Origin of the sequence: Bradyrhizobium algeriense (genome assembly GCF_003062295.1) — a bacterium.
In the GTDB taxonomy this organism is placed as follows: domain Bacteria; phylum Pseudomonadota; class Alphaproteobacteria; order Rhizobiales; family Xanthobacteraceae; genus Bradyrhizobium; species Bradyrhizobium algeriense.
This window is the reverse complement of sequence record NZ_PYCN01000004.1, coordinates 370,194-395,849: the sequence shown is the minus strand read 5'-3', so window position 1 is coordinate 395,849 and position 25,656 is coordinate 370,194. Positions and strand designations below refer to the sequence as shown.

The following is a 25,656-nucleotide window of genomic DNA, read 5'->3' as shown; positions in this document are numbered from 1 at the left end:
GCCGTTCTCTAACAATGGCAAGGGCAGGATGTCCGGGCAAGGCAGATATGATGCGACAAACAAAGACGGGGCCCTGAAAGGCCCCGTCTGTCGATATCCAGTTTGAGAAGCGTCAGGTCGTCCTCTCCTCGAGCACCGTCCTGCCCCGCGGCTTGCGGATGTCGTCGACATAGGCCTGCATTTCCGCCGACGGCTCCTTGCCGAGCTTGCTGACGATGTAGATGACCGCGAAGCCCAGTGGCGTTCCCAACAATCCGCAGTTGATGTTGTTGAGGTCGAACCAGCCGACCTTGTTGGCCATCGGGTGGGCGAGGGTGGGGAAGCTTTCCATGGCATTGGGCAATGCCATGGCTTTCGCGATGTCGACCAGCGGCGCCCCCGTCAGCGGGCTGGTCAGCGAGGTCATGCCGAAGTACTTCACGCCTGCGCCCGGGAAGTACCGCGTTGTCACGAGATAGAACAGGCACAATCCGAACCCGGCGATGATGCCGCAGACCGCGCCCGCCGCTGTCGTGCGTTTCCACCAGACGCCCATCACGAGAGCCGGGAAGTTGCCGGCCATCGCCAGCGAGAACGCCCAGCCGACCATGGCCAGGATGTCGCCGGGTTTGGTTGCAGCCGTCGCGGCCGCGATCACGGCGACGACCACAAGGAGAGCGCGAGCCACCGTGAGCCGACGCATGGTCGGCGCGTTGGGGTCGATCATCTTGTAGTAAACGTCGTGCGACAGCGCGTTTGCGATGGCGAGCAGCAGCCCGTCAGCGGTGGACAGCGCGGCGGCGAGACCGCCGGCGGCGACCAGACCCGAGATCACATACGGAAGTCCCGCGATCTCAGGCGTGGAGAGCACGATCACGTCGGTGTTGATCACGAAGTCCTGCAGTCTGACGACACCGGGATGTCCGGCAATCGCCTTGCACGCTGCAACAATCGCATCGATGCTGCCTGCGTTCTTGCCGCAGATCTGGATCAGCCCCAGCTCGCCCCAGCTGAACAGCCAAGGGCGGATGGCCGTCAGGTCGCGTCCAATGATGTTGGTGTAGACTTCCAGCTTGGAGAACGCCGCGTAGGCCGGCGCCGAGAAGTACAGCAGGAAGATGAACAGCAACGACCACGCCACGGACTGGCGCGCTTCACGTACCGACGGGGTGGTGAAGTAACGCATCAGGATGTGCGGCAACGAAGCCGTGCCGACCATCATGCACATGATGATCCCAAAGAAGTTGAGCGGGCTATAGTTGATGAAGGGCTGGATGTGCGGCTTCAGCGCTGCGGCTGTTGTCAGGCCGTTCGCCAGCATTTGTTGCTCGCGCGCGGTAATATCCGCAATCGCCTGTCCGTAAGTGAGTTCGGGGATCGGAATCCCGTAATTCTTGGTGGACAGGATAACGATCGGGGTCAGATAGGCGATGATCAGCACGATGTATTGTGCGATCTGCGTCCAGGTCACCGCCCGCATGCCGCCCAGCATCGCGCAGAGCAGGATGCCGACAAGTCCGGCGAAAACGGCAAGCTCGAACTGCATCCCGAGGAATCGCGAGGCAATCAGGCCGGTGCCATAGATTTGCGCCGTCACATAGGTGAAGGAGCAGGCAACCAGCACGATCACGCCGAGCGCGCGGGCGAAATTGCCGCCGTACCGGAACGACAGGAAGTCGGGCACGGTATAGGCGCCGAACTTGCGCAGGTATGGTCCGATCAGGATCGACACCAGCACGAAGCCGCCGGTCCATCCGAGCACCCAGGCCAGCCCGTCATAGCCGAGCAGGAACAAGGTGCCGGCCATGCCGACGAAAGATGCCGCCGACATCCAGTCAGCGCCCGTCGCCATGCCGTTGTAGAAAGCCGGGACACGCCGTCCGGCGACATAATACTCGGAGACTTCTGCCGTTCGCGTCATCACTCCGATGATCGCGTAAACCGCGAGCGTGAAGAACACGAACAGATAGCCAAGGATCTTGTTCGGAACGCCGACTTGCTCGAGAACCGCGAGGAAGAGGATGAATCCGATGAAGCCGCCGGTATAAGTACCGTACATCTTCCCCAGATTCTTGATGAAGTCCGAGGTGCTGGCAGTGCCTTGTGTAGCCATGGTCGATCCCCCTCAATCTTCCTCGGCAAAGCCGAATTCGCGGTCAATCTTGTCCTGCTGCTTCGCGAACATGAACAGCATGACCACGAACACGATGAGCGAGCCTTGCGCGGCCATGTAGAAGCCGAGCGGAAAACCGAGAATCGGAATGATGATATTGTTGAGCGGCTTCACGAACATGTGGATGATAAAGCCGAAGAAGAACCAGACGGCCAGGTGCGTCCACATCAGGCGCGATGTCTTTGCCCAATGTGCTTCTTCTTTCGCTTTCAGATCAGTGGAGTTAGCCATGAGTTGCAAATCCTCCTTCAAGACCCCGGTCAGCGCCGGGATTGAATGATCGAGGGGAATGCAATCCCTTCAGTGCGGCGCCCCCCATGCCGCGGCTTCAACCGGTCTAGCGCCGGTTTGGAGTCAACGAAGGCTAACACCAGCGGCGGTTCCAACTCGATAATACTTTGGGGGAATAAGAAGTATGCTGCAGCTGCTAAGAGCGGCAATGCAGCACTTGAGCGTGCGAGCTTGGCAAATGCCGGATAGACTGGCGAACCGGCCTGGTCCATTTGGCAGGAAAGAGTGCGATGAAGCTGTTCGAAAAGTTATTTCGTCCACGTCCGCCGATTCGCGACCGTGAGGAGCTTGCCGACTTCATCAACGCGCAATCGGCCTTCATCGTGCAGAAGGGCATCTACGAATACTCGCGTGCGCGGGCAGGTCACTACGCCAAGGTTCTGTTTGCCGAAGAGGGGTTTGCGCAATCCGTCGAGCACGCTCGCTGGCAGGCCTTTCCGCTGGGACTCTCGATGGTCGGCGAAATGGTCGAAGGGGTGCTCGCTTCCCAGTCCGGGATGCCGCGCCGCCAAATGCTCGACCAGCTGATATCAGTCGTTCTTTCGGTTTTCGACCGCTATCCCGTTCCGCCGTCGATTGGAGAAGAGGCATGGCTGGCCGCGCGCAGCAACCTGGCGCATCGGCTTGATCTCGTCGGAGGGCACGCCCCCAAACGGGTGATGGACATTCCCGAGCCGGTGGCGGAAGCCTATTTTGCAATGATGCCGATCCACGAGAAGCTGCGCGGCCGGGATTTCCAGACCACGCGGAATTATCTCCGGGTCAGCCTGTGCAACATCCACGATGAATTGATCTCGCGCATGGACAGGGCGGCGCTGGAACGGGCAATGACCAAGGCTGCCGTGGCATAGTTCTTCGATCATCACCCCGCGTGCGGCTGCCGGCAGGGAGAAGCGATGGACAAGACAAGTGGCGTCGTCCCGCTTTTGTCGCTCGACGCCGTTGTCATCGATACCGAGACCACCGGGCTCGATCCACGCAAGGCGCGGGTGATTGAGCTGGCCGGCGTGCGATTGTCGGCCGGAAAGCTGGTGGCTGGCGACAAGTTCCGTCAGTTGCTGCGGCCGGCCGGTCAATCGATCCCCGCCGAGACGACCCGCATTCACGGCATCGACGATGCCATGGTGGCCGGCTCGCCATTGTTCGCCGATGTCTGGCCGCGGTTCACCGCGTTTCTCGGTCAGGCCGTCGTGATCGGGCATTCGGTCGGATTCGATCTTGCGGTGCTGAGGCGGGAATGCGACCTCGCCGGTCTACCGTGGACACGACCACGCACGCTAGACACGCGGCTGCTGGCGCAGATTGCCGCACCGGAACTGGTCGGCTATTCGCTGGAGGAGCTCGCCGCATGGCTCGGTGTCGACGTCGCAGGCAGGCATTCCGCGCTCGGTGACGCCACGACGGCGTCGCGGATGTTTCTGGCGCTGGTGCCGAAGCTGCGCGATCACGGGATCCGCACCATCGCCGAGGCCGAACGGGCCTGCCTCGCTCTCACCTCCGTACTCGACGATCAGGCGCGGAGCGGCTGGATCGAGGCCGTCGCAGCTCCGGAACGCGCCGATGCGGAACGCACCCTGAAGCGCTTCGACAGCTATGCCTATCGGCATCGCAATCGCGACATCATGCGGACGCCTCCGGTCTTTGTGGAGGCCGACATTTCAGTCCGCGACGTGCTCGCGCGGCTTGCGAGCGAAAGAATATCGGCTGTCTTCGTGGCGCCGCATGCGGTTGCCGGCGTCGTCAAGGCGGCGGAAGCGGGCATTGTCACGGAACGCGACCTGCTATCTGCGATCGACCGGTTCGGCGCCGCCGCGCTCGATCTGCCGGTCGAACAAATCACGAGCCGGCCGCTGGCTGCGGTTCTCGATGACGCGTTCGTCTATCGAGCAATCGGCCGCATGAACCGTCTCAAGACCCGCCACCTCGGCGTCGTCGATGAGGCAGGCCACGTGGTCGGCGCATTGTCCGCGCGTGACCTGCTCCGCCTGCGCGCCGGGGAGGCTATTTCGCTCGGCGAGGAGATCGATGATGCGGTGGACGCACACGGCCTGGCGGTTGCCTGGGCCAAGCTGCCGGGGGTCGCGGAAGCGCTGCTGGCCGAGGGACTATCCGGCCGGGACATAGCGGAAGTGATTTCCCGCGAACTCGGTGGGCTCACCGGACAGGCCGCCGCGATCGCCGAGCGAATCATGCGGGAACGCGGCGAGGGCGGCCCGCCATGCCGCTACGCAACGATCGTTCTTGGATCGGCCGGTCGCGGCGAAAGCCTGCTGGCGATGGACCAGGACAATGCCGTCATTTTCGAACAGGGCGAGCCGGAGGGGCGCGAGGATCGTTGGTTCGCAGGCTTGGGGACGCTGGTCGCGGATATCCTGCACGAGGCCGGCGTGCCCTACTGCAAGGGCGGCGTCATGGCAAAGAATCCGCCCTGGCGCGGCTCGGTCGCGACCTGGCAGAGCCGCATCGACCACTGGATCGCGCGATCCGATCCCAAGGACCTGCTGTCCGTGGATATTTTCTTCGACCTGCGCGCCGTCCACGGCGACGGCAGTCTTGCCGTCGCCGTGCGGCGGGCTGCCTTCGCCGCAGCCGAGGGGCAGGTTGCGTTCGCCAAGCTTCTGGTCGAGGGGATCAGCGTTCCCCGGAGCCTGAGATTTCTTGGCGGCATCCGCACCGAAGAGGGCCGCATCGATCTAAAGAGGGCAGGACTGTTCGGGGTCGTTTCCGCAGCGCGCGCCATGGCGATCCGCTATCACGTGATGGATCGATCGACGCCGGCTCGATTGGCCGGCGTAAAGGCGTTGCTCCATGTCAGCGAAACGGATCTGGACGCGCTTGGCGAAGCGCATGGCGTATTTCTCGATCTGATCGTGTCGCAGCAGGTTGACGATGTCACTCACGGCATACCGCCCTCCAATGCCGTCTCGGTGAATCAGCTGTCAGCTCACGACAGGGATCGGTTGCGGGCGGCGCTTGAAGCGGTGGCATCCGTCGACGAATTGCTTCGCGACGTCCCGTTCAAGAGCTGATGGCTTGTCGTGCCAATCGCCAATCAAGGACCGCGCGGAGATTGACGGCCAATACCCGCGCCCTGCCGACCTGCGTGACCGCCGGTCAAGTCATTGTGCGATGCACAAGGGGGCGGTTAACCGCTTCTGCGCAGGGCGATATTTGCGCCTTGCATGCGGCCGCCCGGCGGAGGACAATTGAATCCACGCAGCGGGCCTGTTCCCGTCCGTGCCGTTGCAACCTCGCGCAAGAACTGAATGACCGCCGCTGCCAATACCCATCTCGTCATTGCCGATGACCACCCGCTATTCCGCGATGCTTTGCGGCAGGCGGTGGGCAGTGTGGTGGCGTCGGCCGTCGTCAGCGAGGCCGGATCGTTCGACGATCTCACCGCGCTGCTGGAACGGGATTCCGACGTCGATTTGATCCTGCTCGATCTCACCATGCCGGGGATCTCGGGATTCTCCGGCCTGATCTATCTGCGCGCGCAGTATCCGGCTATTCCGGTGGTGATCGTGTCCGCGAGCGACGATGCCGGCACGATCCGACGCTCGCTGGATTTCGGCGCCTCCGGCTTTATTCCGAAGCGCTTCGGCGTCGAAACCCTGCGCGACGCCATCTTGAAGGTGATGGAGGGCGACGTCTGGGTTCCGCCGGACACCGATCTCACCTCGGCCGACGATCCCGACATGGCGCGCTTACGCGACCGGCTGGTGACGCTGACGCCACAACAGGTGCGGGTGCTGATGATGCTGTCGGAGGGCCTGCTCAACAAGCAGATCGCCTATGAGCTCGGGGTGTCGGAAGCGACCATCAAGGCGCATGTTTCGGCGATCCTGCAGAAGCTCGGCGTCGAGAGCCGCACGCAGGCCGTGATCGCGGCGGCGAAGATCTCCGGCGGCCAGTGGCGCCAGGGCACGCCGACGACGTAGCGACGGGCCGTAGGATGGGTGGAGCGCAGCGATACCCATCATCCCACCATTTGAGAATCCGCCAATGACCGGTTACCGCCGCAACTTCATTGCTGGAGGCAGCTTCTTTTTCACGGTCAATCTGGCGGATCGCCGGCTACGATTGCTAACTGAGAATGCTGATGCATTGCGGACAGCCTTCCGCGAGACGCGGCAGCATTATCCATTCGTGATCGATGCGGTTGTCGTGTTGCCTGATCATCTCCACACGGTCTGGACGCTACCGGAAGGCGATGCGGATTTCGCCACGCGGTGGCGGCTTATCAAGACTTCGTTTTCCCGGAAGCTTGCTTTCGGCGAGCCGATTTCGAGCAGTCGTGCTGGGAAAGGAGAGCGCGGCATCTGGCAGCGACGGTATTGGGAGCACACAATCCGCGATGAAACCGATTTTGCGCGCCACATCGACTACGTTCACATCAACCCGGTCAAACATCGGCTGGTCAAACGGGTCAGGGATTGGCCCTATTCGTCGTTCCATCGCATGGTTCGAGACGGTGTCTACCCCGAAGATTGGGCAGGTGATGTTTCTAGTCTGGATGGGGATTATGGTGAGCGGCGTTGAATACGTGGCGAGGTGATGGGTATCGCTGCGCTCCACCCATCCTACGGTCTTGCAACGACGGATTCTACTCCGCCGCCACCAGCTGTTGCGCCCGCCACTGGCCGAGCAGGGCGCGCAGCGACGCCGGTTTGACCGGCTTGTTGAGGATCGCGATGTTCTCCTCGCGCGCGGCCGCCCGGACATTTGGGCTGCGATCCGCCGTGATCAGAATCGCCGGAATGTTTTCGCCGAAGCGGCGGCGGATCTCGCGGATTGCGGCGACGCCGTTGCCGCGGTCGAGATGGTAGTCGACCAGAAGGCCGGTCACGCTGCTGCCGGAGGATTCGATCGCCGCGATCGCGGCGTCGGGGTCGGTCACGGCGATCACCTCGGCATCCCACGCCGTCAGCAGCGTCTTCATGCCGTCGAGGATCGCCGGGTCGTTCTCGATGCAGACGACCAGCGCGCCGCTTATCGGCGTTTTGGAGAGCGGCGTCGCGCTGGTGACCGCGGCGGTGTGGTCGATCGCCTTGGCGACCGGCACGGTCACCGAAAACACCGAGCCGCCGCTGACATTGGCATCGATCGCGATGCCGTGGTTGAGCACGCGCGCCAGCCGCTCGACGATCGACAGGCCGAGGCCGAGGCCGCGGGCGATCCGCGCGCCCTGCTCGAGGCGATGGAATTCCTTGAAGATCTCGCTGCGCTTGGTCACGGGAATGCCGACGCCGGTGTCGTAGACCGCGATCTGCAGCGATTGTCCGTGGCGGCGGCAGCCGACCAGCACGCGCCCGCGCGGGGTGTATTTGATGGCGTTCGAGATGAAATTCTGCAGCAGCCTGCGCAGCAGCGAGCGGTCGGATTGCACCGGCAGCGAGCAGGGCACGAAGGTCAGCTCCAGCCCCTTGGCGCGGGCGATCGGCGCGAACTCGATCTCGAGCGAGCGCATCAGGTCGGCCATCTTGAAGCTTGAGATCGAGGTCGTCATCGCGCCCGCATCGAGCCGCGAGATGTCCAGCAGCGCGCCGAGGATTTCCTCGATCGCCTCCAGCGAGTCGTCGATGTTCTCCACCAGGCGCGAATCCTCGCCGCCGTTCTGCCGCTCGACCAGGCTCGTCACATAGAGCCGCGCCGCGTTGAGCGGCTGCAGGATGTCGTGGCTGGCGGCTGCCAGGAATCGCGTTTTCGAGATGTTGGCGTCCTCGGCGGTGCTCTTGGCCTGCGCCAGTTCGGAATTCAGGCGGGTGAGCTCCTCGGTGCGGTCGCGAACACGCTTTTCCAGCGTCGCATTGGCGCGTTCCAGCGCTTCGGCGGCCTCGAAGCTCGGCGTGACGTCGGAGAAGGTGACGACGAAGCCGCCGCCCGGCATCCGGTTGGAGCGGACCTCGATCACCATGTGGCGGTCGGGCAGGCGCTCCAGATAGGGCTCGCCCTCGGTGGTGTAGGCATCCAGCCGCCGCTGCAGCAACCCGTCGGAGTCGCTGAAGTCGGCCGGGCTGACGGCGCCCATGAATTCGAGGATTTCCTGCAAGGGGATGCCGAGCTGCACGAGATGCGGCGGCAGCGCCAGAATTTCACTGAACTGGGCGTTCGAGCAGATCAACTGCAAATCCGCATCGAACACCGCGATGCCCTGGCGCACATGGTTCAGCGCGGTCTGCAGGATCTCGCGGTTGAAATGCAGCGCGGCGTGGGAATCGTCGAGCAGCTTCAGCGCGGCCTTGGCGGAGACGGTTCGCTTGCGCAGCAACAGCGACATCACGAGGCGCGAGGAGGCGGCCCCGATCGAGGAGGCGATCAGGCGTTCGGCGTGTTGCAGCAATTCGAAATCGGCGGGCGCGGCCAGATCGAGATTGCCGGGACGGCCGGCGGCAAAGGCCTCGAAGGCCTGGGCAGCGCGCTCGGGGCCGAGATATTGCGCCACCGTGGTCTGGATGTCCTGCACGGTAACGGTCGTCCGCCAGCGCCGGAACGTCGGCGCGATCGGCGTCAGCGTGTTGGGTACGAACAGATCCGCCTGCAGCCGTTCGATCGACGACGGCCGTTGCGCGATCGACATCACGATGTAGGTCAGGATGTTGAGCGAGAGCGACCAGAGCACGCCGTGCATCAGCGGCGGCAGATCGGCGCCGAACAATGCCCGCGGACGCAGCGCCTCGATGCCGAACGGTCCGTGTTGCAGCAGCAGCAGGCCGGTGGGATTGCCCTCGAGGAAGCTCGGCAGGAACAGCGTATAGGCCCATACCGCGAAGCCGACCAGCATGCCGGTCATGGCGCCGCGGGCGGTTCCCTTGCGCCAGAACAGGCCGCCGAAGAAGGCCGGCGCCAGCTGGGCAAGCGCTGCGAACGACAATAGGCCGATCGCCGCCAGCTGCGCATTGCCGAGCGCGCGATAGTAGAAATACGCCATCACCATGATGGCGAAGATCGCAAAGCGCCGGATCCTGAGCAGGAAGTCGCCGAAATCCTTGCTGCCGTCGCGCGTCGCCGGGCTGCGCTGCAGCACCAGCGGCAAGACGATGTCGTTGGAGACCATGATGGAGAGCGCGACGCACTCCACGATCACCATCGCGGTCGCGGCCGACAGACCGCCGACGAAGACGGCAATGCTCAGCAGCGGGGAATCCGCCTCGATCGGCAGCGCCAATACGTACATGTCGCTGTCCACGGCGCCGAACGGGAAGGTGACGAGGCCGGCGAGCGCGATCGGAATCACGAACAGGTTGATGGCGATCAGATAGAGCGGAAACAGCCAGCGGGCGCGGCTGACCTCCTCGGGGCTGGAGTTCTCGACCACGCTGACGTGAAACTGCCGCGGCAGCAGCATGATCGCGCAGAACGACAGCAGCGTCATGGTGAGGAAATTGCCGATCGACGGCACATAGTTGATGGCGCGCACCGCCTCCGGGGTCTTCATCGCGCGTTCGATCAGCTCGACGGGCGTGAACATCCAGAACGTGACAAAGGCGCCGGCGGCGAGAAAGGCCACCAGCTTGACGATGGATTCGGTGGCGATCGCCAGCATCAGGCCGTGCTGGTGCTCGGTGGCGTCGGTCTGGCGGGTGCCGAACAGCACCGCGAATGCCGCCATCGCCAGTGTCACGACCAGCGCGATGTCGCCGATAATGGGCATCGAGGAGAACAGCTTGTCCTCGCTCAGGATCGTCTCCAGCGAGGACGCCACCGCCTTGAGCTGCAGCGCGATGTAAGGCACCGATCCGACGATCGCGATGACAGCCACCGTGGCGGCGACAGCCTGGCTCTTGCCGTAGCGCGCCGCGATGAAGTCGGCGATCGAGGTGATGTTCTGCGACTTGGCGAGCTGGATCACGCGCCGCAACAACGGCGTGCATAGCCCGACCATCAGGATCGGGCCTAGATAGATCGCGAGAAAGTCGATGCTGGTGCGGGTGGCGAAGCCGACCGAGCCGAAGAAGGTCCAGGAAGTGCAGTAGATCGCCAGCGACAGCGGATAGATCAGCATGCCGGCACGGCCGCGCTGACCCGGCGACAGCCGGTCGCCATAGCTGGCGACGCCGAACAACAGGCCGATATAGGCGAACGCGGCGGCGATTACGCCCCAGTCGTGCAGCATCGCTGCTTGTCTCCCTTCCCGGCCTTGGAGCGTTCGAAACCGCCGGGGCCGGAAGAGGCGAGTATAAGCGCTTTGGGCCGGCAGCGCACCGCGCTACCGGCCCAATTTGCGAAGGTTTGGAGGGGTAGGGTTACTCGGCCGCCAGCGATTGCTGCTTCAGCGGCAGGCCGAGGCGGTCCCAGACCTGCAGCAGCGCTTCCGCAAGCCGATCGACCAGGCCATCGTCGTGGTAGGGCGAGGGGGTGATCCGCAGCCGCTCGGTTCCCTTGGCAACCGTCGGATAGTTGATCGGCTGGATATAGATGCCGTGCTCCTCCAGCAGGATATCGGACGCCTGCTTGCACTTCTCGGGATCGCCGACGAACAGCGGCACGATATGGGTCTCGTTCGACATCACTGGGAGGCCGGCGGCGTTGAGGATCGCCTTGACGCGGGCGGCGCGATCCTGGTGGCGCTCGCGCTCCCAGTTCGAGGTCTTGAGGTGGCGGATCGCGGCCGTTGCGGCCGAACAGATCGCGGGCGGCAGCGCCGTCGTGAAGATGAAGCCCGGAGCGTAGGAGCGGACCGCGTCGATGATCTCGGCATTGCCGGCGATGTAGCCGCCGAGGCAGCCGAAGGCCTTGGCGAGCGTGCCTTCCAGCACGTCGATGCGATGCATGACGCCGTCGCGCTCGGCAATACCGCCGCCGCGCGGACCGTACATGCCGACCGCATGGACCTCGTCGACATAGGTCATGGCGCCGTATTTCTCGGCGAGATCGCAGATCTTTGCGAGCGGGGCTACGTCGCCGTCCATCGAATACAGGCTCTCGCAGGCGATCAGCTTGGGCCGCTCGGGACCCGCCGCGATCAAAAGTTCTTCCAGATGCGCCATGTCGTTGTGGCGGAAAATCTGCCGCTCGCAGCCGGCCTGGCGCACGCCTTCGATCATCGAATTGTGGTTCAGCGCATCAGATAGAATGAGGCAGTTCGGAATGAGTTTTGCGATCGTCGAGATGCCGGTCTGGTTCGAGACGTAGCCGGAGGTGAACAGCAGCGAAGCCTGCTTGCCGTGCAGGTCGGCCAGTTCCTGTTCGAGTTGCACCAGCGGATGATGGGTGCCCGCGATGTTGCGGGTGCCGCCGGCGCCGGTGCCGACCCTCGTGGCGGTCTCGACCATGGCGCCGACCACTTTCGGGTGCTGGCCCATGCCGAGATAGTCGTTGGAGCACCAGATCACGACATTGCGCGGGCCCTTCGGCGAGTGCCAGACCGCATGCGGGAAACGGCCTGCGATCCGTTCAAGGTCGGCAAAAACGCGGTAGCGCCGCTCGTCATGCAGGCGGTTGAGGGCGGCACTGAAAAATTTGCTGTAATCCATCACAAGGACCTGGAACCGGAACCGGCCGGATTGGCTTCGCGCCTTTTTAGAGCCTTTCCAGCTTTGCTGTCTATGCGAATTCCCACATTTCGGCGCCCTCCGGGATGCCACCAACGCGGCGCAAATGTTGATCGGGATCAAGGCGCTAGTTGCGCTTCCTGGTCCTGCGAACGGGTTGCTCTGCTGCCGGCGCCAGAGATGCCAGCGTTGCCGCCAGTGCCGCCGCCGCGGCCGCGGGCCGATCCCGTTCAAAGATCGCGAATTCGAGATCCGGAAGGCGCGGCAGGCCCACTGCGGCACCGAGAACACGCAGGCCACTGACGATGGCGCTCACCGGCAATGGCGTGACGGCAAGGCCGGCCAAGGCCGCGGCGCGGACACCGGTCAGGCTGGGGCTGGTGTAGACGATCTCCCAGGAAAGATCGCTGGTGCGTAGCGCCTGAAGGGCGGCCTCACGCGACACCGAATGTTCGCGGTACAGCGCCAGCGGCAGCGGCGCGCCGGGAGCGAGTTCGAAGGCGTCTGCGGCGGCCCACAACAGCGGCTCGCGCCATGCAAGCCGCCCGCGTGATGTACCGAGCGGACGCTTGGCCAGCACCACGTCGAGCCGCCCGGCGTCGAGCTCTCCGATCAGTTCGGAACTGACGCCGATCTGCACCTCGAGCTTCACGTGCGGATGCAATTTGGCGAAGCGGCCGAGCGCGGGCGGCAGCGAACCGCTGGCAACTTCCTCGACCGCGCCCAGGCGCACCATGCCGGATAGTTGCGGGGCGTGGAGGCGACGCCGCGCCGCTTCTTCGAGCTGCAGCAGCCGCCGCGCGTCGTCCAGCAGCATCTCGCCGTCGTCGGTCAGCGCGACCGTCCGTGTGGTGCGACGGAACAGCGGCCGCCTGGTCTCGAGTTCGAGGCGCTTGATCTGCTGGCTTACCGTCGATTGCGTGAGGTGGAGCTGCTCGGCGGCACGGTGGAAACCACCGCAATCGGCGACTGCGACGAAGGTGCGGAGGAGGTCGAATTCGAGCATGGCAACTGATTATGTTTTGCGATCAATCATATTATAAAATATCGTTTCTATAATCAATATCCCGCCCCTACCTTCGGTCATCGGTACCCCGGACCATGGAAGGGCTCACGATGTCACAACAACCAACCCCGAGATCGACAAACCGCGGCGATCGCTTGCGCAGGGCTCAATCGGTCTGCGGCGACGGAAAAGTCTGTCCGCCTGATCGGGCCACGACGCTGCTCGAGGCCGTCATCGAGCCCTTCGACCGCGTCGCGGTCGAAGGGGATAATCAGAAGCAGGCCGATTTTCTCGCTGCTGCACTCGCCAAGGCCGATCCTGCGCGGCTGCATGATCTTCACATGGTGCAGTCGGTGCTGGCCTTGCCCGATCACCTCGCGGTGTTTGAGCGCGGCATCGCCAGCCGCCTCGACTTTTCCTTTGCAGGCCCGCAAAGCCGCAAGCTCGCCGAACTGGTCGCGATGGGTTCGCTGAAGATCGGCGCGATCCACACCTATCTCGAACTTTACGGGCGGATGCTGGTCGACCTGACGCCGCGCGTTGCGCTGATCGTGGCCGACAAGGCCGACCGCGACGGCAACCTCTACACGGGGCCGAATACCGAGGACACGCCTGTCATCACCGAGGCGACCGCCTTCCGTGGCGGGATCGTGGTGGCACAGGTCAATGAGATCGTCGATCGCCTGCCGCGGGTCGATATTCCCGGCGATTGGGTCGACTTCGTCGTCCCCGGCCCAAAGCCATACCTCATCGAACCGCTGTTCACGCGCGATCCCGCAAAGGTCCGCGACCAGAACATCCTGATGGCGATGATGGCGATTGCCGCCGTCTATGAGCCCTACGAAGTACAGCGGCTCAATCACGGCATCGGTTACGCCACGGCGGCGATCGAATTGATCCTTCCGACCTTCGCCGCGGCGCGCGGACTAAAGGGGAAGGTCGCAAGCCACTTCGTGCTCAATCCGCACCCGACGCTGATCCCCGCGATCGAGGCCGGCTTCGTCGATAACGTTTATTGCTTCGGCTCCGAGCTCGGCATGGAGCGATACATGTCGGCGCGTGCAGACGTGTTTCCGGTGGGCAGTGACGGCAATTTGCGTTCGAACCGCGCGCTGGCCCAGGTCGCCGGGCAATATGCCTGCGACCTCTTCATCGGCGGCACCCTGCAGATAGACGCCGAGGGCAACAGCTCCACGGCGACAAAGGACCGGATCACCGGTTTCGGCGGCGCACCAAATATGGGCGCCGATGCGCGCGGACGGCGGCATGACAGTCCGGCCTGGTTGCGCGCGGGCAGGGAGGCCGGCGAAACCATCCGCGGGCGCAAGCTTGTCGTGCAGATGGTCCAGACCCGGCAGCCCAACGGCGCGCCGAGCTTTGTCGAGCGGCTGGATGCGTTCGACCTGGCGGCGGCCGCGGGCTTCGCATTGCCGCCGGTGATGATCTACGGCGATGACGTCACCCATGTGATCACCGAGGAAGGTGTCGCAAATCTCCTGCTTTGCCGCTCAGTGGCGGAACGCGCGGCGGCGCTTCGCGCCATTGCCGGTGACACCGAATTCGGGCGCGCGCGGTCGGCTGAAATGACCGAGGATTTGCGCAGGCGCGGCATCGTGATGCGGCCGTCCGATCTCGGCATCGACACCACGACGGCAACACGCGATCTGCTCGCCGCGCAGACGCTCGGCGATCTCGTCGCCTGCTCCGGCGGTCTTTACGCGCCGCCGGCGAAATTCCTTCGGCCGTCAGTCGCGAAGCCCGCAACGGCCGACGTCCAGGCGAAGCCGGCGCTCCATTCCGCAGAAGGATAAACGTCATGAAGAACGCCCGAACCAGCCATTTGCGCGACGCACAGTCAGGGTCGTCCTGGCTGGAGCGGCTTCGGATTTCGCTCGGCCTGCGCGGCAGCGCCGACGCCGGATCAGCGCCCGATGCAATCGCGCCGCTCGATCAGGCGAAGCGGCTCGCGGCAGCCTTGCTGTCCGAACGCGGCGAAGCCTCCGGCGCGGTGGTCGCGCGCGAGCTGCACGACGTCCTGCGCGGCCTCGATGCCGACGATCGTAGTCGTTTCCACCGCCATCTCGCCACCAACTTCCTGCCCGACGCCGCCGCGTTGCGGGCGGCCGCGCAAGCCTATCTTGCCGGCGCCACGGCCGAGAGCGCAGCGCGGCTGGCGCAAGCCGCCGATCCGCCGCGACAGGAGCTGTTGCGGCGAATGAACATGGCAACCGGCGGTACCGGCGCGCTGGTCGCCATGCGCAAGGAGCTGACGGCGCATCTGCGCGACGAGCCGGCTCTGAAGTCGCTGGATGGCGATCTCAAGCATCTGTTCGCATCCTGGTTCAACCGCGGCTTTCTCGAACTGCGACGGATCGACTGGCAGTCACCGGCAGCACTGCTCGACAAGCTGATCGCCTATGAGGCGGTGCACGAGATTCAGGGCTGGGATGATCTGCGCCGGCGCCTCGCGCCCGATCGGCGCTGCTTTGCCTTCTTTCATCCGGCACTGCCGGGCGAACCGCTGATCTTTGTCGAAGTCGCGCTGGTGCAGGGACTCGCCGGAGCGGTGCAGCCGCTGCTGGTCCAGGACGGCGACGACGATGCCGCGCGGCAGCGGGCGCAGCGCGCGGACACGGCGATCTTTTATTCGATCTCGAACTGCCAGGACGGCCTGCGCGGCGTTTCGTTCGGCAATTTCCTGATCAAGCAGGTGGTGGAGGAATTAAAGGCCGAGCTGCCGCATTTGACCCGCTTCTCCACCCTGTCGCCGGTGCCGGGCTTTCGACGCTGGCTGACGGGCACGCTGGCGGATGCGAGCGAGGCCGATGCTGCGGCATTGGCCGAACTCAAGATTGACGGGTGGTGGCGCGACGCGTCGCGGAATGAGGCGCTGCGTCCCTGGCTGATGCACCATTGTGCGACCTATCTGACGCGACCGGTCGCATCGAAGCCGCCGATCGATCCGGTTGCGCGCTTCCATCTCGGCAATGGCGCGCGGCTGGAGCGCATCAACTGGCTCGGCAATGCCGCGCCGCGCGGCATCGACGAATCCTTCGGCATCATGGTCAATTACCTCTACGACCCCGGAACGATCGAGGCCAACCATGAGACCTTCGCCCATGACGGGACGGTGGTGCGGTCGCCTGACGTCGACGCGCTGATCATGGCCCGGCAACGCCGAGAAGCGTCCACTCTCAACTAGCTACCCAAGGCGGCAGCGCAGGCCGGCTGCTCAGGTAGTGCGGAACCGCAATATGCCGTCGCCGACCTCGCAGGTCAGGCGGCCCTCGACCAGCATGTAGTTGACGTGGGCGACCAGTTCGCCTGCGGCAAAGCCCATCTGGTGCTCGTCCAGCACGTGCTTGTGGAACACGACCGGCACGAGTTCCTTGGAAGTCTGCGGCACTTCCCGGCAGGCTTCGGCGATCAGGCGGCAGCGGTCCTCGTGGTGGTCGGCGAGTTGCTTGATGCGGGTCTTCAGCCCGTAGAACGGCACGCCGTGACCGGGCAGCACCATGACGTCGTAGGGCAGCGTGGTGGTGAGGCTGGCGAGCGAGGCCAGATATTCGCCGAGCGAGTTCTGGTCGGGCTCGACGGCCCAGACGCTGACATTGGGCGAGATCTTGCTCAGCACCTGGTCGGCGGAGAGGAACAGCTTGTCGGCGGCGCAATACAGCATCACCTGGTCGAGCGCATGGCCGCCGCCGGTGATCACCTTGAAGCGTCGCGTGCCGATCACGACCTCGTCGCCATGCGAGATGCGGCGATAGGACGGCGGCAGCACCGAAACCCGCTTCAAATAGTCCTGGCCGCGGCCGAGCAACCGGTCGGTCAGGCTCTCGTCCATGCCGTGACGGCGGAAGAACAGCCGCTGCGCGTTGCGGCGCTCCTCGGTGCCGCGGTTCTGGTGATAGACCGATTGCAGGTATTCGACCTGCGACATCTGCAGCGGGCAGTCGAAACGCTCCGTGATCCAGCCGGCAAGGCCGACGTGATCGGGATGCGAATGGGTGACGATCAGCCGCGTCACCTTCACATGCCGGAGCGGCCCCTCGAACAGGGTGGTCCAGGCCGCGATGGATTCCTCATTGCCGAATCCGGAATCGATCATCGCCCAGCCGTCGCCATCGGCCAGCAGATAGATGTTCACGTGATTGAGCCGGAACGGCAGCTTCAGGCGGACCCAAAGCACGCCGGGCACCACCTCGACGACCTGATCGTGGCCGGGGTGGTTTTCGAAGGGGTATCGCAGTGCCTCGGCCGAGGACTGCGCGATGTCGGTTTTCGAATGCATGCTACCGGCTTAGCGGCAGAGGCGGCGCCGCGCCAGCCGAAAAACGGGCTGGCTGTCATTCCGGGGCGCATCGAAGATGCGAACCCGGAATCTCGAGATTCCGGGTTCGTCCTTCGGACGCCCCGGAATGACGGTGTTTTTATGCCGCCCGGATGTTCGACAGGAACGCGTCGATTTCCTCGCGCAGCACGTCGGCCTCGCGGCGCAGCGCGCCGGAGGCGGTCAGCACCTGGCCGGCCGCCGTTCCGGCCTCCGCCGAGGCGCTGGAGACGCCGACGATGTTGGTGGAAACCTCGCTGGTGCCGCCGGCGGCGTGCTGGATGTTGCGCGCGATCTCGCGTGTCGCCGCACCCTGTTCCTCGACCGCGGCCGCGATCGCGGTGGTCACCTCGTTGATCTCGCTGATCGTGTTGCTGATGTCCCTGATCGCGGAGACCGCCGTCGTCGTCACCGTCTGCATGCTGACGATCTGCTGACGGATCTCGTCGGTGGCCTTCGCGGTCTGGTTGGCGAGGCTCTTCACCTCGGAAGCGACCACGGCGAAGCCGCGGCCGGCGTCGCCGGCGCGCGCCGCCTCGATGGTGGCGTTCAGCGCCAAGAGGTTGGTCTGCGAGGCGATGGTCTGGATCAGATCGACCACCACGCTGATCCGGGCGGCGTTGTCCGCAAGCCCTTGCATGGTGGCATCGGTCGCGCCGGCGTCGTCGACCGCCTTGCGGGCGATCTCCGCCGAGGTGATGACCTGACGGCCGATTTCCTCGATCGAGGAGGACAATTCCTCGGTGCCCGACGACACGGTCTGCACGTTGGCCGAAGTCTGCTCGGCGGCGGTCGCCACCGCGGTCACCAGTGCGCTCGATTGATCGGCGGTCGCCGACATGCTTTGCGCGGTCGACTGCATCGAGCCAGCCGCGGACGACAGGCTGTCGAGCGCGGTGCGAACGGTGGATTCGAACTCGACGATGCGCGCTTCCATGCGGTTGGCGCGCTCGGCCTTGGCGATGCGATCCTTGTCCTGCTCGGCGGAGAGCGCGCGGCTCTGGATCATGCTCTCGCGGAACACCTGCAGCGAATCCACCATGGCGCCGATCTCGTCCTCCTGGTGGCTTTGATAGACCTCCGATTCGAGGTCGCCGCTGGACAGCAATTGCATCGAGCGCTGCAGGTTGCTGATCCGCCGCAGGATGTTGCGGCCGACATAGAGCCAGACGAACAGGATCGAACCGACCAGCGTCATGACGCCGAGGGCGAGCATGACCATGGTCCCGAACGAGATCTCCTGACGCGCCTGCCAGGCCGCTGCGTCGGTTTCCTTCTGCACGGCGTCGACCAGTTGCTGCACGCTGATGCCGAGGCCGACATTGAGCTTGCGGGTTTCCTCCAGAATGGTCTGGCCGAAATCGTCCGCGTCCAGTTCCTGCTGGCGGACCTTGAAGACGCCCATCTTGCCGTCGGCAAGCGCCAGCAGGCTCAAGGTTGTGTTTTGAACGGACCGCATCGCCGTGGTCTTGGGCAGCGCTTCGAGATTCGCCCTCACGCGCGCCTGCGCGGTGCGGAAGTCCCGGGCGGTGGCTTCGAGCACTTCGCCGCTGGTGGTCGAAAGCGCGGCGATCATGTCGAACGCCATGAGATTGCCGCTGGCGGCGATATCGGCGAGCTGGTCGGCGGTTTTGTGTGCCCGGATGGCTTCGGCCTGCGAGAAGTTGGGGGCCGCGTAGATGCTGTAGAGCTCGGTCTGCGCGTCGATGGCTGCTGGGCCGGCCGCGGCCACGAAGCGCCGCTGGGCCTTGCGCACCGCGTCGTAGAGCTTTTCGTGCTGGGCGCCCAGTTCGAGCCGCTCGCGCGCGGCCGAGCCGAGGCTCTTGATCACCGCATCGATGTTCTTCATGTTCTCGGTGAGTGCCGCGACGACCGCCTTGTCGGCACCGAGTTCGACGATCTCGCCGAGCTTCTGCAGCGCGACCGCCTGGGTTTCCTTCATTTTCCTGGTGCGATCGTTCAGCGCCTCTTCGCTGCGCGCAGCCAGCAGCGCCGGCCCCTGGCTGGCGAGGCTGGCGCTCTGCGCGGATAGCTGCAGGCTGGCGGCGAGACGGGGGATATCCCGTCCGCTCAGATCGACCATGGTCCCGCCGAGCCGCCCGAGCATCAGGCCGGCGCCGGCGGAGATGACGATCGCCATGCCGGCGATGACGGCGAAGGCGGCAAACAGACTGCCCCTGACGCCGAAGCGAAAACCCTTGAGCCGTGATTTGGATCGTGCCGACATTTTCCCGCTGTCCCGTCTACGCTACCTTGAGGTGTTTCCTCGCGCGGCAGTATCACGGTACCCGGTTAACAAGTTTGGAACCGGAAGGGGCTTTCGCCGCATTTTTGACAGCGGATTGCCCGCTTTGATGGATTTTTTCCGTGAACCGGAAAACGGCCAAAAACAAAAGGCCGGCGTGAAAGCCGGCCTTCCGCAATTCGCAGTTGAATGCGTTCAGTAACGTGCAACCACGGGGCTCGCGAAGTTGAAGCGATAATTAACGCCGAGCTTCAGCGTGTGGTCGTCGGTATGGAAGCTTCCGAACGGCGCCAGCGCGGCGGGGGTCACGAAGCGGGTGCTGCCGAAGTCGTAATACATGTACTCGCCTTTGACCGACCAGTTCGGGGCGACCATGTACTCGAGGCCGGTGCCGACGGTCCAGCCGTTGCTGTGGTTGCCATTGAGCAGGAAGGCGGTCGGAACGCCGCCCAGCGTCACCCTCTCGTTGTTGTCGGAATAGGCGTAACCGCCTTTGACATAGACCAGGCCCGGACCCCAAGTGTAGCCGATGCGGGCCGTGATCGAGCCGAGGCCGCGCTGATCGTTGGTATAGACGTAGCCGCCGGGGAAGGTGGCGGTGAGGTTGCTCTTGCCGAGCCAGGAATACTGGCCCTCGGTGCCGAGCACCCAGTTCTGCGCGAACTGCCAATCCAGGCCGGCCTGAATGCCGCCGAGCACGCGGGCGCTGGAATCGCTCAACACCGCGCCGTTGAAGTCGTTGCTGCCGCTGAAGGCGCCGCCGACATGGCCGCCGATATAGAAGCCGGTCCAGTTGTAGAGCGGCGCCGCATAGACGGGCGGCTGTTTGTAGTAGGGGCGCGCGCCGAGATCGGCGCCAGTGGCGGGCGCGGCGGCGGTGAGGGCTGCGAAGGCCACGAGGGCTGCGAGGATCTTCTTCATTATGTTGGTCTCCGAAAACCGTTCGGCGACACCCTCGTGCGGGGCGCCTTCCATGCCCACGCACATAGACGGCATTTGACTAAAATGCTGTCACTTGGAAGCGACAGCGGATACGAACCCAACCCATTGGCAGACAAACGTTTTTTGTACTTAATGAAGGCCTAATCAAAGGTTAGGAAAGGCTTAATTTTCGGGCCCCACGCGGCTTCCCGGCAAGCTTTGCTTAACCAATGCGGCGCCGCACGTCGCCGCGCATCTGTTCGCGGAAGGCCTGCCGGCGGGCGGGGCGATCCTTCACCGGGACGTCGTGGCGGTCGAACACGTTGAACATTTCGAGGATCGGATAGTGGTCGCTGGCCATCGCCAGGATGCGCAGCAGCTCCGCCACAGGCCCGGTCGGCCCGGTGACCTCCCATCGGCGGATGGTGTCGGCGCCATCGGCAGCCGGCAGCCCGCAGAGTTTGGCCATGTCAGCCACCGACAGCGGCTGGCCGATGGCCTCACCAAGATGCTGGCGAAGTTTCTTCAATTCCGCTCCGGTCACGGCTTCTCCGTCTCAAATCGACATCTGTGAAGTACGTCACATACGGCTTCCAGGGTCGGGGCTATACGCAATGCATAAGGTTTCCTGATGAGGAGGCAACCCATGCGCCAATTACTCGAGAGCCTTACCCCCGACGCCCGCCAGATCTACTGGAAATGGGTCGGCGCCATGTTCGCACTTTATGTCGTGCTGCTGTTCGCCGCGGCAGGTGTATTCATGGGTCACGAATCATCGCGCAAGCTGGCGCAGCAACCGGTCACGACTGTGGCAATCGACGGCAAGTCGCGCTCCATCGGGGAGATCGCGGCGCCGCTGCGGCAAGCCGCGCGGTACGATTGAGAGCGGGCTATGGGCCGAGCTGCCCTAGGTCGGTTGGGGCCGGCAAGGAACGATAGCGATCGGGGTGAAGGTATAGACGGCCTCGCCGCCCTGATTGAACATAGTCCATTTCACCAGCGCGATGCCCTGCGGCTTTGTTCGCGATGGCGTGAGGCCAACAACCTCACCTTCGAGATGGAGCGTATCGCCGGGTCGCACCGGTGCCATCCAGCGTAGCTCATCGACGCCCATCCCAATCAGGGGATGAGGACCGAACGGCCGAATTTGGACGGCGAGGTTCATTGCTATCGCAGCCGTATGCCACCCCGAAGCCGCAAGACCTTTGAATACGGTTTTTGCGGCAGCGGCTTCGTCCAGATGCATCGGTTGCGGATCATATTCCGCAGCGAAGCGTTTGATGTCGCTTTCGGTGATCTGCACATTTCCGCTCTTGAAACGCATCCCCGGCGTAAGGTCGTCGAACCACTCAATCATCGTGTGCTTCTCTCGGCTGGGTAGAAATGAACCGCGCTGTTCAGACGCCGATCGCATTCCGCGCCACCACGTCGCGATAGAAGGCGACGCTCAGTTTCGGCGTCCGGCGCTGCGTCTCGAAGTCGACGTGGTATAGCCCGAAGCGCTGCTTATAGCCGAAGATCCATTCGAAATTATCCATCAGACTCCAGAGGAAATAGCCGCGGACCGGCACGCCCTCCGACGTCGCGCGCTGCAACTGCCCGAGATAATTGCGCAGGTACATGATGCGATCGAGGTCGTAGACCTGGCCGTCGGCGCGCAGCTTGTCCTCCGACGAGGTGCCGTTCTCGCTGATGTAGATCGTCTTGATGTTCCAGACCTTCGCCGCCAGCCGCGGCGCCCAGTAGATCGTCTCCGGTCCGACGCGCAGCCATTCCGAATCCATATGCGGGAACGAGGCCGGGAACGGCAGCACGTGCCAGCCCGGCGCCTTGTCGGAAGCGGCGATGTAGAACTGCGGCGCGTAGATGTTGAGGCCGACGAAATCATTGGGTGAGGAAATGATCTTGAGTTCTTCGGCGGTAAATTTCGGCGCATTGTTGCCCGCGAACTGAAGAAATCCGTCGGTGTATCTGCCCTCCAGGATGACGCCGAGGAGGCCTGAGTTCAATTCGCGCGTCGCCGTCTCGGCGGCGCGAACGTTTTCGGGTGTGTCGAATGCCGGCACGCAGGCCGCGATGTTTTCGGCCGGACCCACTCTGGTGCCCGCGCGCCCGTGCGCGCGGATCGCCTGCACGGCGAGGCCGTGCGCCAGCGCCACATGGTGGCGGACCTGATTGACGTCTGCGTCCGGCAGTTTGAGGCCGGGGGCATCGACGCCCCATCCATAGCCGAAATTCACGAACCTTCCGGCTTCGTTGATCGTGAAGATCGACCTGACGCGATCAGTGATGCGCGCTGCCACGTGGGCGGCATAATCGCCGAATGCTTTTGACGTTTCGCTGGATCGCCAGCCGCCCACTTTGTCCTCGAGCGCTTGCGGCAGATCCCAGTGATAGAGCGTCGCATATGGCTCGATGCCGTGCTTGAGCAACTCGTCGATGAGGCGGTCGTAGAAGTCTAGGCCCTTGGGGTTGGGCGCCCCCGTTCCGTCCGGAAACACCCGCGGCCACGCGATCGAAAACCGGTAGGCCCTGGCGCCCAATTCCCGGATCAGGCCGACGTCTTCCTTGTAGCGGTGGTAGTGATCGTTGGCGAAATCGCCCGTGGTACCGTCCCCGATCTTGCCGGGAGTATGCGCGAACGTGTCCCAGATCGAGCGGCCGCGGCCGTCTTCGTTCACGGCGCCCTCGATCTGGTAGGCCGAGGTGGCGGTGCCCCACAAGAAGTCTTTTGGAAAACTCGCAGGCCCTGGCCGCTCCGGTGCCGCTTGCGCGGCGACGTCGGCCGGCGCCGCGGCGATGCCGAGCGCAGACAAGCCTGCAAGCTTTGCAAAATGCCGACGCGAGAATTTTCCGAACATCGTCATCTCCGGTCAGCGTTCGTCGATCTGGTAGGCGGATATCCGGTCGATCTCGAATGCGACAATATTGGGAGATTCGCCATCGACGAATCCCACGCCCTCGAGAGTCTTCGTGCCCATCGCAAGGTTCACGATCATGTACATGGGGTCGTGGAAGCCGACCGGGACCTTGATCTCGGAGACCGGCTGGCGGTCGATGAAATAGGTGATGCGATCCGGCTGCCACAGCACGCCGTAGTCGTGGAACGCGGTCGGAGCGTCCGGCACAATGAAGTCAAACCCGCAGCGTTCCACGCGCTGCGTCTCCGGTATTCGCCAATGCGTCGTCATCACGATGTCACCGGGCCGTTGCCCGCGGCCCTCCATGATATCGACTTCCGGCGGCCAGCCACCGTCATCGGCGAGCATCCAGAACGCCGGCCACACGCCGACGCCGACCGGTACCTTGGCGCGCATTTCGAAGTAGCCGAACTTCTGGGAAAACCGGCTCTGCGTCGTCAGGATGCCCGAGATATATTCATTGTCGAACAGCACGGTCTTGAGCGAAGGCGGGGTGCGGCTGGCTGTGATCGAGAGAATGCCGTCTTTGACATTGAACGGATCGAGGCCGAGTGGCGTTGTTTCCCGCCCGCCATAACGCGGATCGACATAGATCTGCTGTTCGCCGTTGTAGGTGCTCTTGCGCCTGAAGTCGGAGCCCTCGCCGCCCCAATAGCGCGCTTCCGGCCAGGCAGCGCCGCCGGCGTAATACGGCGCCCATCTGGCGTCCAGCAGCGGATGCGCGTCGAAATCGTCGTGGAAGGTCCGGTGCAGCGATACCGATGCGAACGATGCGGGATTCGGCGCCTCGACGCGGCGGCATTTTTCGCCGAGGATGTCGGTGGCGACCTGCAGCGTGAGTTTGGCTGTCGCGCCGGCGAGATCGACCTGCGCGAACGCCGGGCCGGCGAACAGGCAGCCGATCGAAACCAGGGCGCGCAGCCCCAATCTCTCTGTTCCCGGCACGCTGCGGCACGACAGGGGATCATTCACGGACGTTGCCCTCGGTCTGACGATCCTTCGGAACACGACCGGCGTACTCACCTGTTTGAGGTACGTAGTTATACGTGGTGGCTGCTTAACGGCAAGGTAGCCAAGTTTGATGTTGATTAAAATGCTTGAGATGCGATGGCGCCGAGTGCGGAACTCGATCGTCTGAACCAATAACAAAAGAGTTCATTTTCTTTTCAATGCTTCAATTTTAAAGGGCAGATACCTCAATAGTACCGGGTACGGAAGTTTTTGGATGCTCGTCTATTTTGTCACAGACGAACCGACGAAGTTACCGGCGATTCGCGCGATGCTCGAACCGCAACACGCCGTGGTTCCCTGGGTGCTGGGCGGCGACGGCACCGGGATCAGGTCGCATGGCGTGCTGATGGTCGACATTGACCTGCGGCAGATGACGCGCGTCGATCAGCTCAAGTTCATTTTGCAGGACCTCGTCCGCATTCCCGAGAGGCTGTTCGTCGTTCACAATCTCTCCCGCCCGATGGTTGCGCAGGCCTATGCCCTCGGCGCGACCGCGATCATTTCACGCCCCAAGGAAGCCATTCTCAAGGTCACGCAGATCGAGGCGGCGGAAGCCGCCGAGGAAGATAAAGCTGCGGATCCGACATTGCAGATGGACGAAGGTGTGGCGGCCTTCGCCTCGATGTTTTCGGATGTGCGCCGTGGCAGGCCGCTGAAGCTTGTCGATGCGAAGCGTGCGACGTCGAAGATCATCGCCCGTGTCGGGCAGGATGGACTTTCGACATGGCTCGACGAGGTGCGGCGCTATCACGAGGGCACGTTTCAGCACTGCCTGCTGGTGACCGGTGTTGCGGTCGCCTTTGGGCTGGATGTCGGGTTCTCCGGCGGCGACGTCTCGCGGCTCGGAATCGCGGCGACCCTCCACGACATCGGCAAGGCGCGCATCCCGCTGTCGATCCTGGACAAGCCGGGCCGCCTCGACCCCGAGGAGGAGGAGATCATCCGGCGTCATCCCGTGATCGGATATGACCTGTTGAAGGGCGTATCGGGCATCAGTCCGGAAATTCTGGATGGCGTGAGGCATCATCACGAATATCTGGATGGCTCCGGCTATCCGGATGGACTGGCGGGCTCGCAGATTTCCGATCTGGTCAGGTTGCTGACGATCTCGGATATCTTCGCAGCACTTGTCGAGTCCCGGCCATACCGGCCGCCAATGGCCCGGCAGGACGCCTACCAGATCCTCTGCGGCATGGACGGCAAGCTGGAGGGCGCGCTGGTCAAGGCGTTCCGGAAAGTGGCGCTGGCGGGGTGACGGCGCCTGCCGATCCACGCGGAATGA

At 63.8% G+C, this 25,656-nt stretch carries 20 protein-coding genes; 8 read left to right on the top strand and 12 right to left on the bottom strand.

The window, feature by feature from the left end:
* Nucleotides 1-112: 112 nt before the first annotated feature.
* Nucleotides 113-2,092 (bottom strand): sodium:solute symporter family protein, encoded by a 1,980-nt coding sequence (locus C7G61_RS12865; RefSeq protein ID WP_108514445.1) that lies wholly within the window; start codon nucleotides 2,090-2,092, stop codon nucleotides 113-115.
* A gap of 12 nt (nucleotides 2,093-2,104) precedes the next feature.
* The gene (locus C7G61_RS12860) at nucleotides 2,105-2,383 is read right to left on the bottom strand and encodes a DUF4212 domain-containing protein (RefSeq protein ID WP_108514444.1); all 279 of its coding nucleotides are present in this window, start codon (nucleotides 2,381-2,383) and stop codon (nucleotides 2,105-2,107) included.
* Between the two features lie 290 nt (nucleotides 2,384-2,673).
* Here C7G61_RS12860 and C7G61_RS12855 point away from each other — a divergent pair, with 290 nt between their 5' ends.
* The 4 genes from C7G61_RS12855 to C7G61_RS12840 all read left to right on the top strand — a co-directional run bounded on the left by C7G61_RS12855 (nucleotide 2,674) and on the right by C7G61_RS12840 (nucleotide 6,985).
* Nucleotides 2,674-3,294: a hypothetical protein gene (locus C7G61_RS12855; protein ID WP_108514443.1), complete on the top strand. Its 621-nt coding sequence runs from the start codon at nucleotides 2,674-2,676 to the stop codon at nucleotides 3,292-3,294.
* 45 nt (nucleotides 3,295-3,339) lie between these two features.
* The gene (locus C7G61_RS12850; protein WP_108514442.1) at nucleotides 3,340-5,472 is read left to right on the top strand and encodes a DUF294 nucleotidyltransferase-like domain-containing protein; all 2,133 of its coding nucleotides are present in this window, start codon (nucleotides 3,340-3,342) and stop codon (nucleotides 5,470-5,472) included.
* Between the two features lie 237 nt (nucleotides 5,473-5,709).
* Complete coding sequence (locus C7G61_RS12845; protein WP_108514441.1) at nucleotides 5,710-6,384, top strand: response regulator; 675 nt, start codon at nucleotides 5,710-5,712, stop codon at nucleotides 6,382-6,384.
* 64 nt (nucleotides 6,385-6,448) lie between these two features.
* The gene (locus tag C7G61_RS12840) at nucleotides 6,449-6,985 is read left to right on the top strand and encodes an REP-associated tyrosine transposase (protein WP_108514440.1); all 537 of its coding nucleotides are present in this window, start codon (nucleotides 6,449-6,451) and stop codon (nucleotides 6,983-6,985) included.
* Nucleotides 6,986-7,049: 64 nt separating this feature from the next.
* Here C7G61_RS12840 and C7G61_RS12835 read toward each other — a convergent pair whose 3' ends face one another.
* The 3 genes from C7G61_RS12835 to C7G61_RS12825 form a co-directional block, all read right to left on the bottom strand.
* Nucleotides 7,050-10,559 carry a PAS domain-containing hybrid sensor histidine kinase/response regulator gene (locus tag C7G61_RS12835; protein ID WP_108514439.1) on the bottom strand — a complete coding sequence of 1,170 codons (3,510 nt, stop codon included), beginning with the start codon at nucleotides 10,557-10,559 and terminating at the stop codon, nucleotides 7,050-7,052.
* A 130-nt stretch (nucleotides 10,560-10,689) separates the two neighbouring features.
* Nucleotides 10,690-11,919 carry a 5-aminolevulinate synthase gene (gene hemA, locus C7G61_RS12830; RefSeq protein WP_108514438.1) on the bottom strand — a complete coding sequence of 410 codons (1,230 nt, stop codon included), beginning with the start codon at nucleotides 11,917-11,919 and terminating at the stop codon, nucleotides 10,690-10,692.
* A gap of 145 nt (nucleotides 11,920-12,064) precedes the next feature.
* Nucleotides 12,065-12,943, bottom strand: a complete 879-nt coding sequence (locus C7G61_RS12825) for a LysR substrate-binding domain-containing protein (protein WP_108514437.1) — start codon at nucleotides 12,941-12,943, stop codon at nucleotides 12,065-12,067.
* A 110-nt stretch (nucleotides 12,944-13,053) separates the two neighbouring features.
* Here C7G61_RS12825 and mdcA point away from each other — a divergent pair, with 110 nt between their 5' ends.
* The gene (mdcA, locus tag C7G61_RS12820) at nucleotides 13,054-14,754 is read left to right on the top strand and encodes a malonate decarboxylase subunit alpha (protein ID WP_108514436.1); all 1,701 of its coding nucleotides are present in this window, start codon (nucleotides 13,054-13,056) and stop codon (nucleotides 14,752-14,754) included.
* A gap of 5 nt (nucleotides 14,755-14,759) precedes the next feature.
* Nucleotides 14,760-16,145, top strand: a complete 1,386-nt coding sequence (locus C7G61_RS12815; protein WP_108514435.1) for a malonyl-CoA decarboxylase — start codon at nucleotides 14,760-14,762, stop codon at nucleotides 16,143-16,145.
* Between the two features lie 30 nt (nucleotides 16,146-16,175).
* On the opposite strand, the gene C7G61_RS12810 is transcribed toward C7G61_RS12815, so the two are convergent.
* From C7G61_RS12810 to C7G61_RS12795, 4 genes are all read right to left on the bottom strand, one after another.
* Nucleotides 16,176-17,237: an MBL fold metallo-hydrolase gene (locus C7G61_RS12810; protein ID WP_108514434.1), complete on the bottom strand. Its 1,062-nt coding sequence runs from the start codon at nucleotides 17,235-17,237 to the stop codon at nucleotides 16,176-16,178.
* Between the two features lie 139 nt (nucleotides 17,238-17,376).
* Nucleotides 17,377-19,503, bottom strand: a complete 2,127-nt coding sequence (locus C7G61_RS12805; protein ID WP_108514433.1) for a methyl-accepting chemotaxis protein — start codon at nucleotides 19,501-19,503, stop codon at nucleotides 17,377-17,379.
* A 213-nt stretch (nucleotides 19,504-19,716) separates the two neighbouring features.
* Nucleotides 19,717-20,442 (bottom strand): outer membrane protein, encoded by a 726-nt coding sequence (locus tag C7G61_RS12800; RefSeq protein WP_108514500.1) that lies wholly within the window; start codon nucleotides 20,440-20,442, stop codon nucleotides 19,717-19,719.
* A gap of 223 nt (nucleotides 20,443-20,665) precedes the next feature.
* Nucleotides 20,666-20,986, bottom strand: a complete 321-nt coding sequence (locus tag C7G61_RS12795; RefSeq protein WP_108514432.1) for a helix-turn-helix domain-containing protein — start codon at nucleotides 20,984-20,986, stop codon at nucleotides 20,666-20,668.
* A gap of 102 nt (nucleotides 20,987-21,088) precedes the next feature.
* Between C7G61_RS12795 and C7G61_RS12790 the strand changes: the two genes are divergently transcribed.
* A complete protein-coding gene (locus C7G61_RS12790; protein WP_108514431.1) occupies nucleotides 21,089-21,325 on the top strand; it encodes a hypothetical protein in 237 nt (78 codons plus the stop codon).
* Nucleotides 21,326-21,349: 24 nt separating this feature from the next.
* Here the strand turns inward: C7G61_RS12790 and C7G61_RS12785 are convergent, their stop codons facing one another.
* Genes C7G61_RS12785 through C7G61_RS12775 form a run of 3 tightly spaced genes read right to left on the bottom strand, consistent with a single transcriptional unit; the run spans nucleotide 21,350 to nucleotide 24,335 of the window.
* Nucleotides 21,350-21,799: a MaoC family dehydratase gene (locus C7G61_RS12785; protein ID WP_108514430.1), complete on the bottom strand. Its 450-nt coding sequence runs from the start codon at nucleotides 21,797-21,799 to the stop codon at nucleotides 21,350-21,352.
* Nucleotides 21,800-21,839: 40 nt separating this feature from the next.
* Nucleotides 21,840-23,303, bottom strand: coding sequence for a GH1 family beta-glucosidase (locus C7G61_RS12780; protein ID WP_108514499.1), 1,464 nt, complete (start codon nucleotides 23,301-23,303; stop codon nucleotides 21,840-21,842).
* Between the two features lie 12 nt (nucleotides 23,304-23,315).
* Nucleotides 23,316-24,335 carry a glycoside hydrolase family 16 protein gene (locus tag C7G61_RS12775; protein ID WP_244608269.1) on the bottom strand — a complete coding sequence of 340 codons (1,020 nt, stop codon included), beginning with the start codon at nucleotides 24,333-24,335 and terminating at the stop codon, nucleotides 23,316-23,318.
* A 253-nt stretch (nucleotides 24,336-24,588) separates the two neighbouring features.
* On the opposite strand from C7G61_RS12775, the gene C7G61_RS12770 reads away from it, so the two are divergent.
* Nucleotides 24,589-25,629, top strand: coding sequence for an HD-GYP domain-containing protein (locus C7G61_RS12770; RefSeq protein ID WP_108514428.1), 1,041 nt, complete (start codon nucleotides 24,589-24,591; stop codon nucleotides 25,627-25,629).
* Nucleotides 25,630-25,656: the final 27 nt, after the last annotated feature.

Coding starts and splice junctions, on each gene's coding strand:
- C7G61_RS12855 (WP_108514443.1), top strand. CDS start 2,674: ATGAAGCTGTTCGAAAAGTTATTTCGTCCACGTCCGCCGATTCGCGAC.
- C7G61_RS12825 (WP_108514437.1), bottom strand. CDS start 12,943: ATGCTCGAATTCGACCTCCTCCGCACCTTCGTCGCAGTCGCCGATTGC.
- C7G61_RS12780 (WP_108514499.1), bottom strand. CDS start 23,303: ATGTTCGGAAAATTCTCGCGTCGGCATTTTGCAAAGCTTGCAGGCTTG.
- C7G61_RS12815 (WP_108514435.1), top strand. CDS start 14,760: ATGAAGAACGCCCGAACCAGCCATTTGCGCGACGCACAGTCAGGGTCG.
- C7G61_RS12800 (WP_108514500.1), bottom strand. CDS start 20,442: ATGAAGAAGATCCTCGCAGCCCTCGTGGCCTTCGCAGCCCTCACCGCC.
- C7G61_RS12805 (WP_108514433.1), bottom strand. CDS start 19,503: ATGTCGGCACGATCCAAATCACGGCTCAAGGGTTTTCGCTTCGGCGTC.
- C7G61_RS12840 (WP_108514440.1), top strand. CDS start 6,449: ATGACCGGTTACCGCCGCAACTTCATTGCTGGAGGCAGCTTCTTTTTC.
- C7G61_RS12845 (WP_108514441.1), top strand. CDS start 5,710: ATGACCGCCGCTGCCAATACCCATCTCGTCATTGCCGATGACCACCCG.
- hemA (WP_108514438.1), bottom strand. CDS start 11,919: ATGGATTACAGCAAATTTTTCAGTGCCGCCCTCAACCGCCTGCATGAC.
- mdcA (WP_108514436.1), top strand. CDS start 13,054: ATGTCACAACAACCAACCCCGAGATCGACAAACCGCGGCGATCGCTTG.
- C7G61_RS12810 (WP_108514434.1), bottom strand. CDS start 17,237: ATGCATTCGAAAACCGACATCGCGCAGTCCTCGGCCGAGGCACTGCGA.
- C7G61_RS12785 (WP_108514430.1), bottom strand. CDS start 21,799: ATGATTGAGTGGTTCGACGACCTTACGCCGGGGATGCGTTTCAAGAGC.
- C7G61_RS12835 (WP_108514439.1), bottom strand. CDS start 10,559: ATGCTGCACGACTGGGGCGTAATCGCCGCCGCGTTCGCCTATATCGGC.
- C7G61_RS12770 (WP_108514428.1), top strand. CDS start 24,589: ATGCTCGTCTATTTTGTCACAGACGAACCGACGAAGTTACCGGCGATT.
- C7G61_RS12850 (WP_108514442.1), top strand. CDS start 3,340: ATGGACAAGACAAGTGGCGTCGTCCCGCTTTTGTCGCTCGACGCCGTT.
- C7G61_RS12865 (WP_108514445.1), bottom strand. CDS start 2,092: ATGGCTACACAAGGCACTGCCAGCACCTCGGACTTCATCAAGAATCTG.
- C7G61_RS12790 (WP_108514431.1), top strand. CDS start 21,089: ATGCGCCAATTACTCGAGAGCCTTACCCCCGACGCCCGCCAGATCTAC.
- C7G61_RS12860 (WP_108514444.1), bottom strand. CDS start 2,383: ATGGCTAACTCCACTGATCTGAAAGCGAAAGAAGAAGCACATTGGGCA.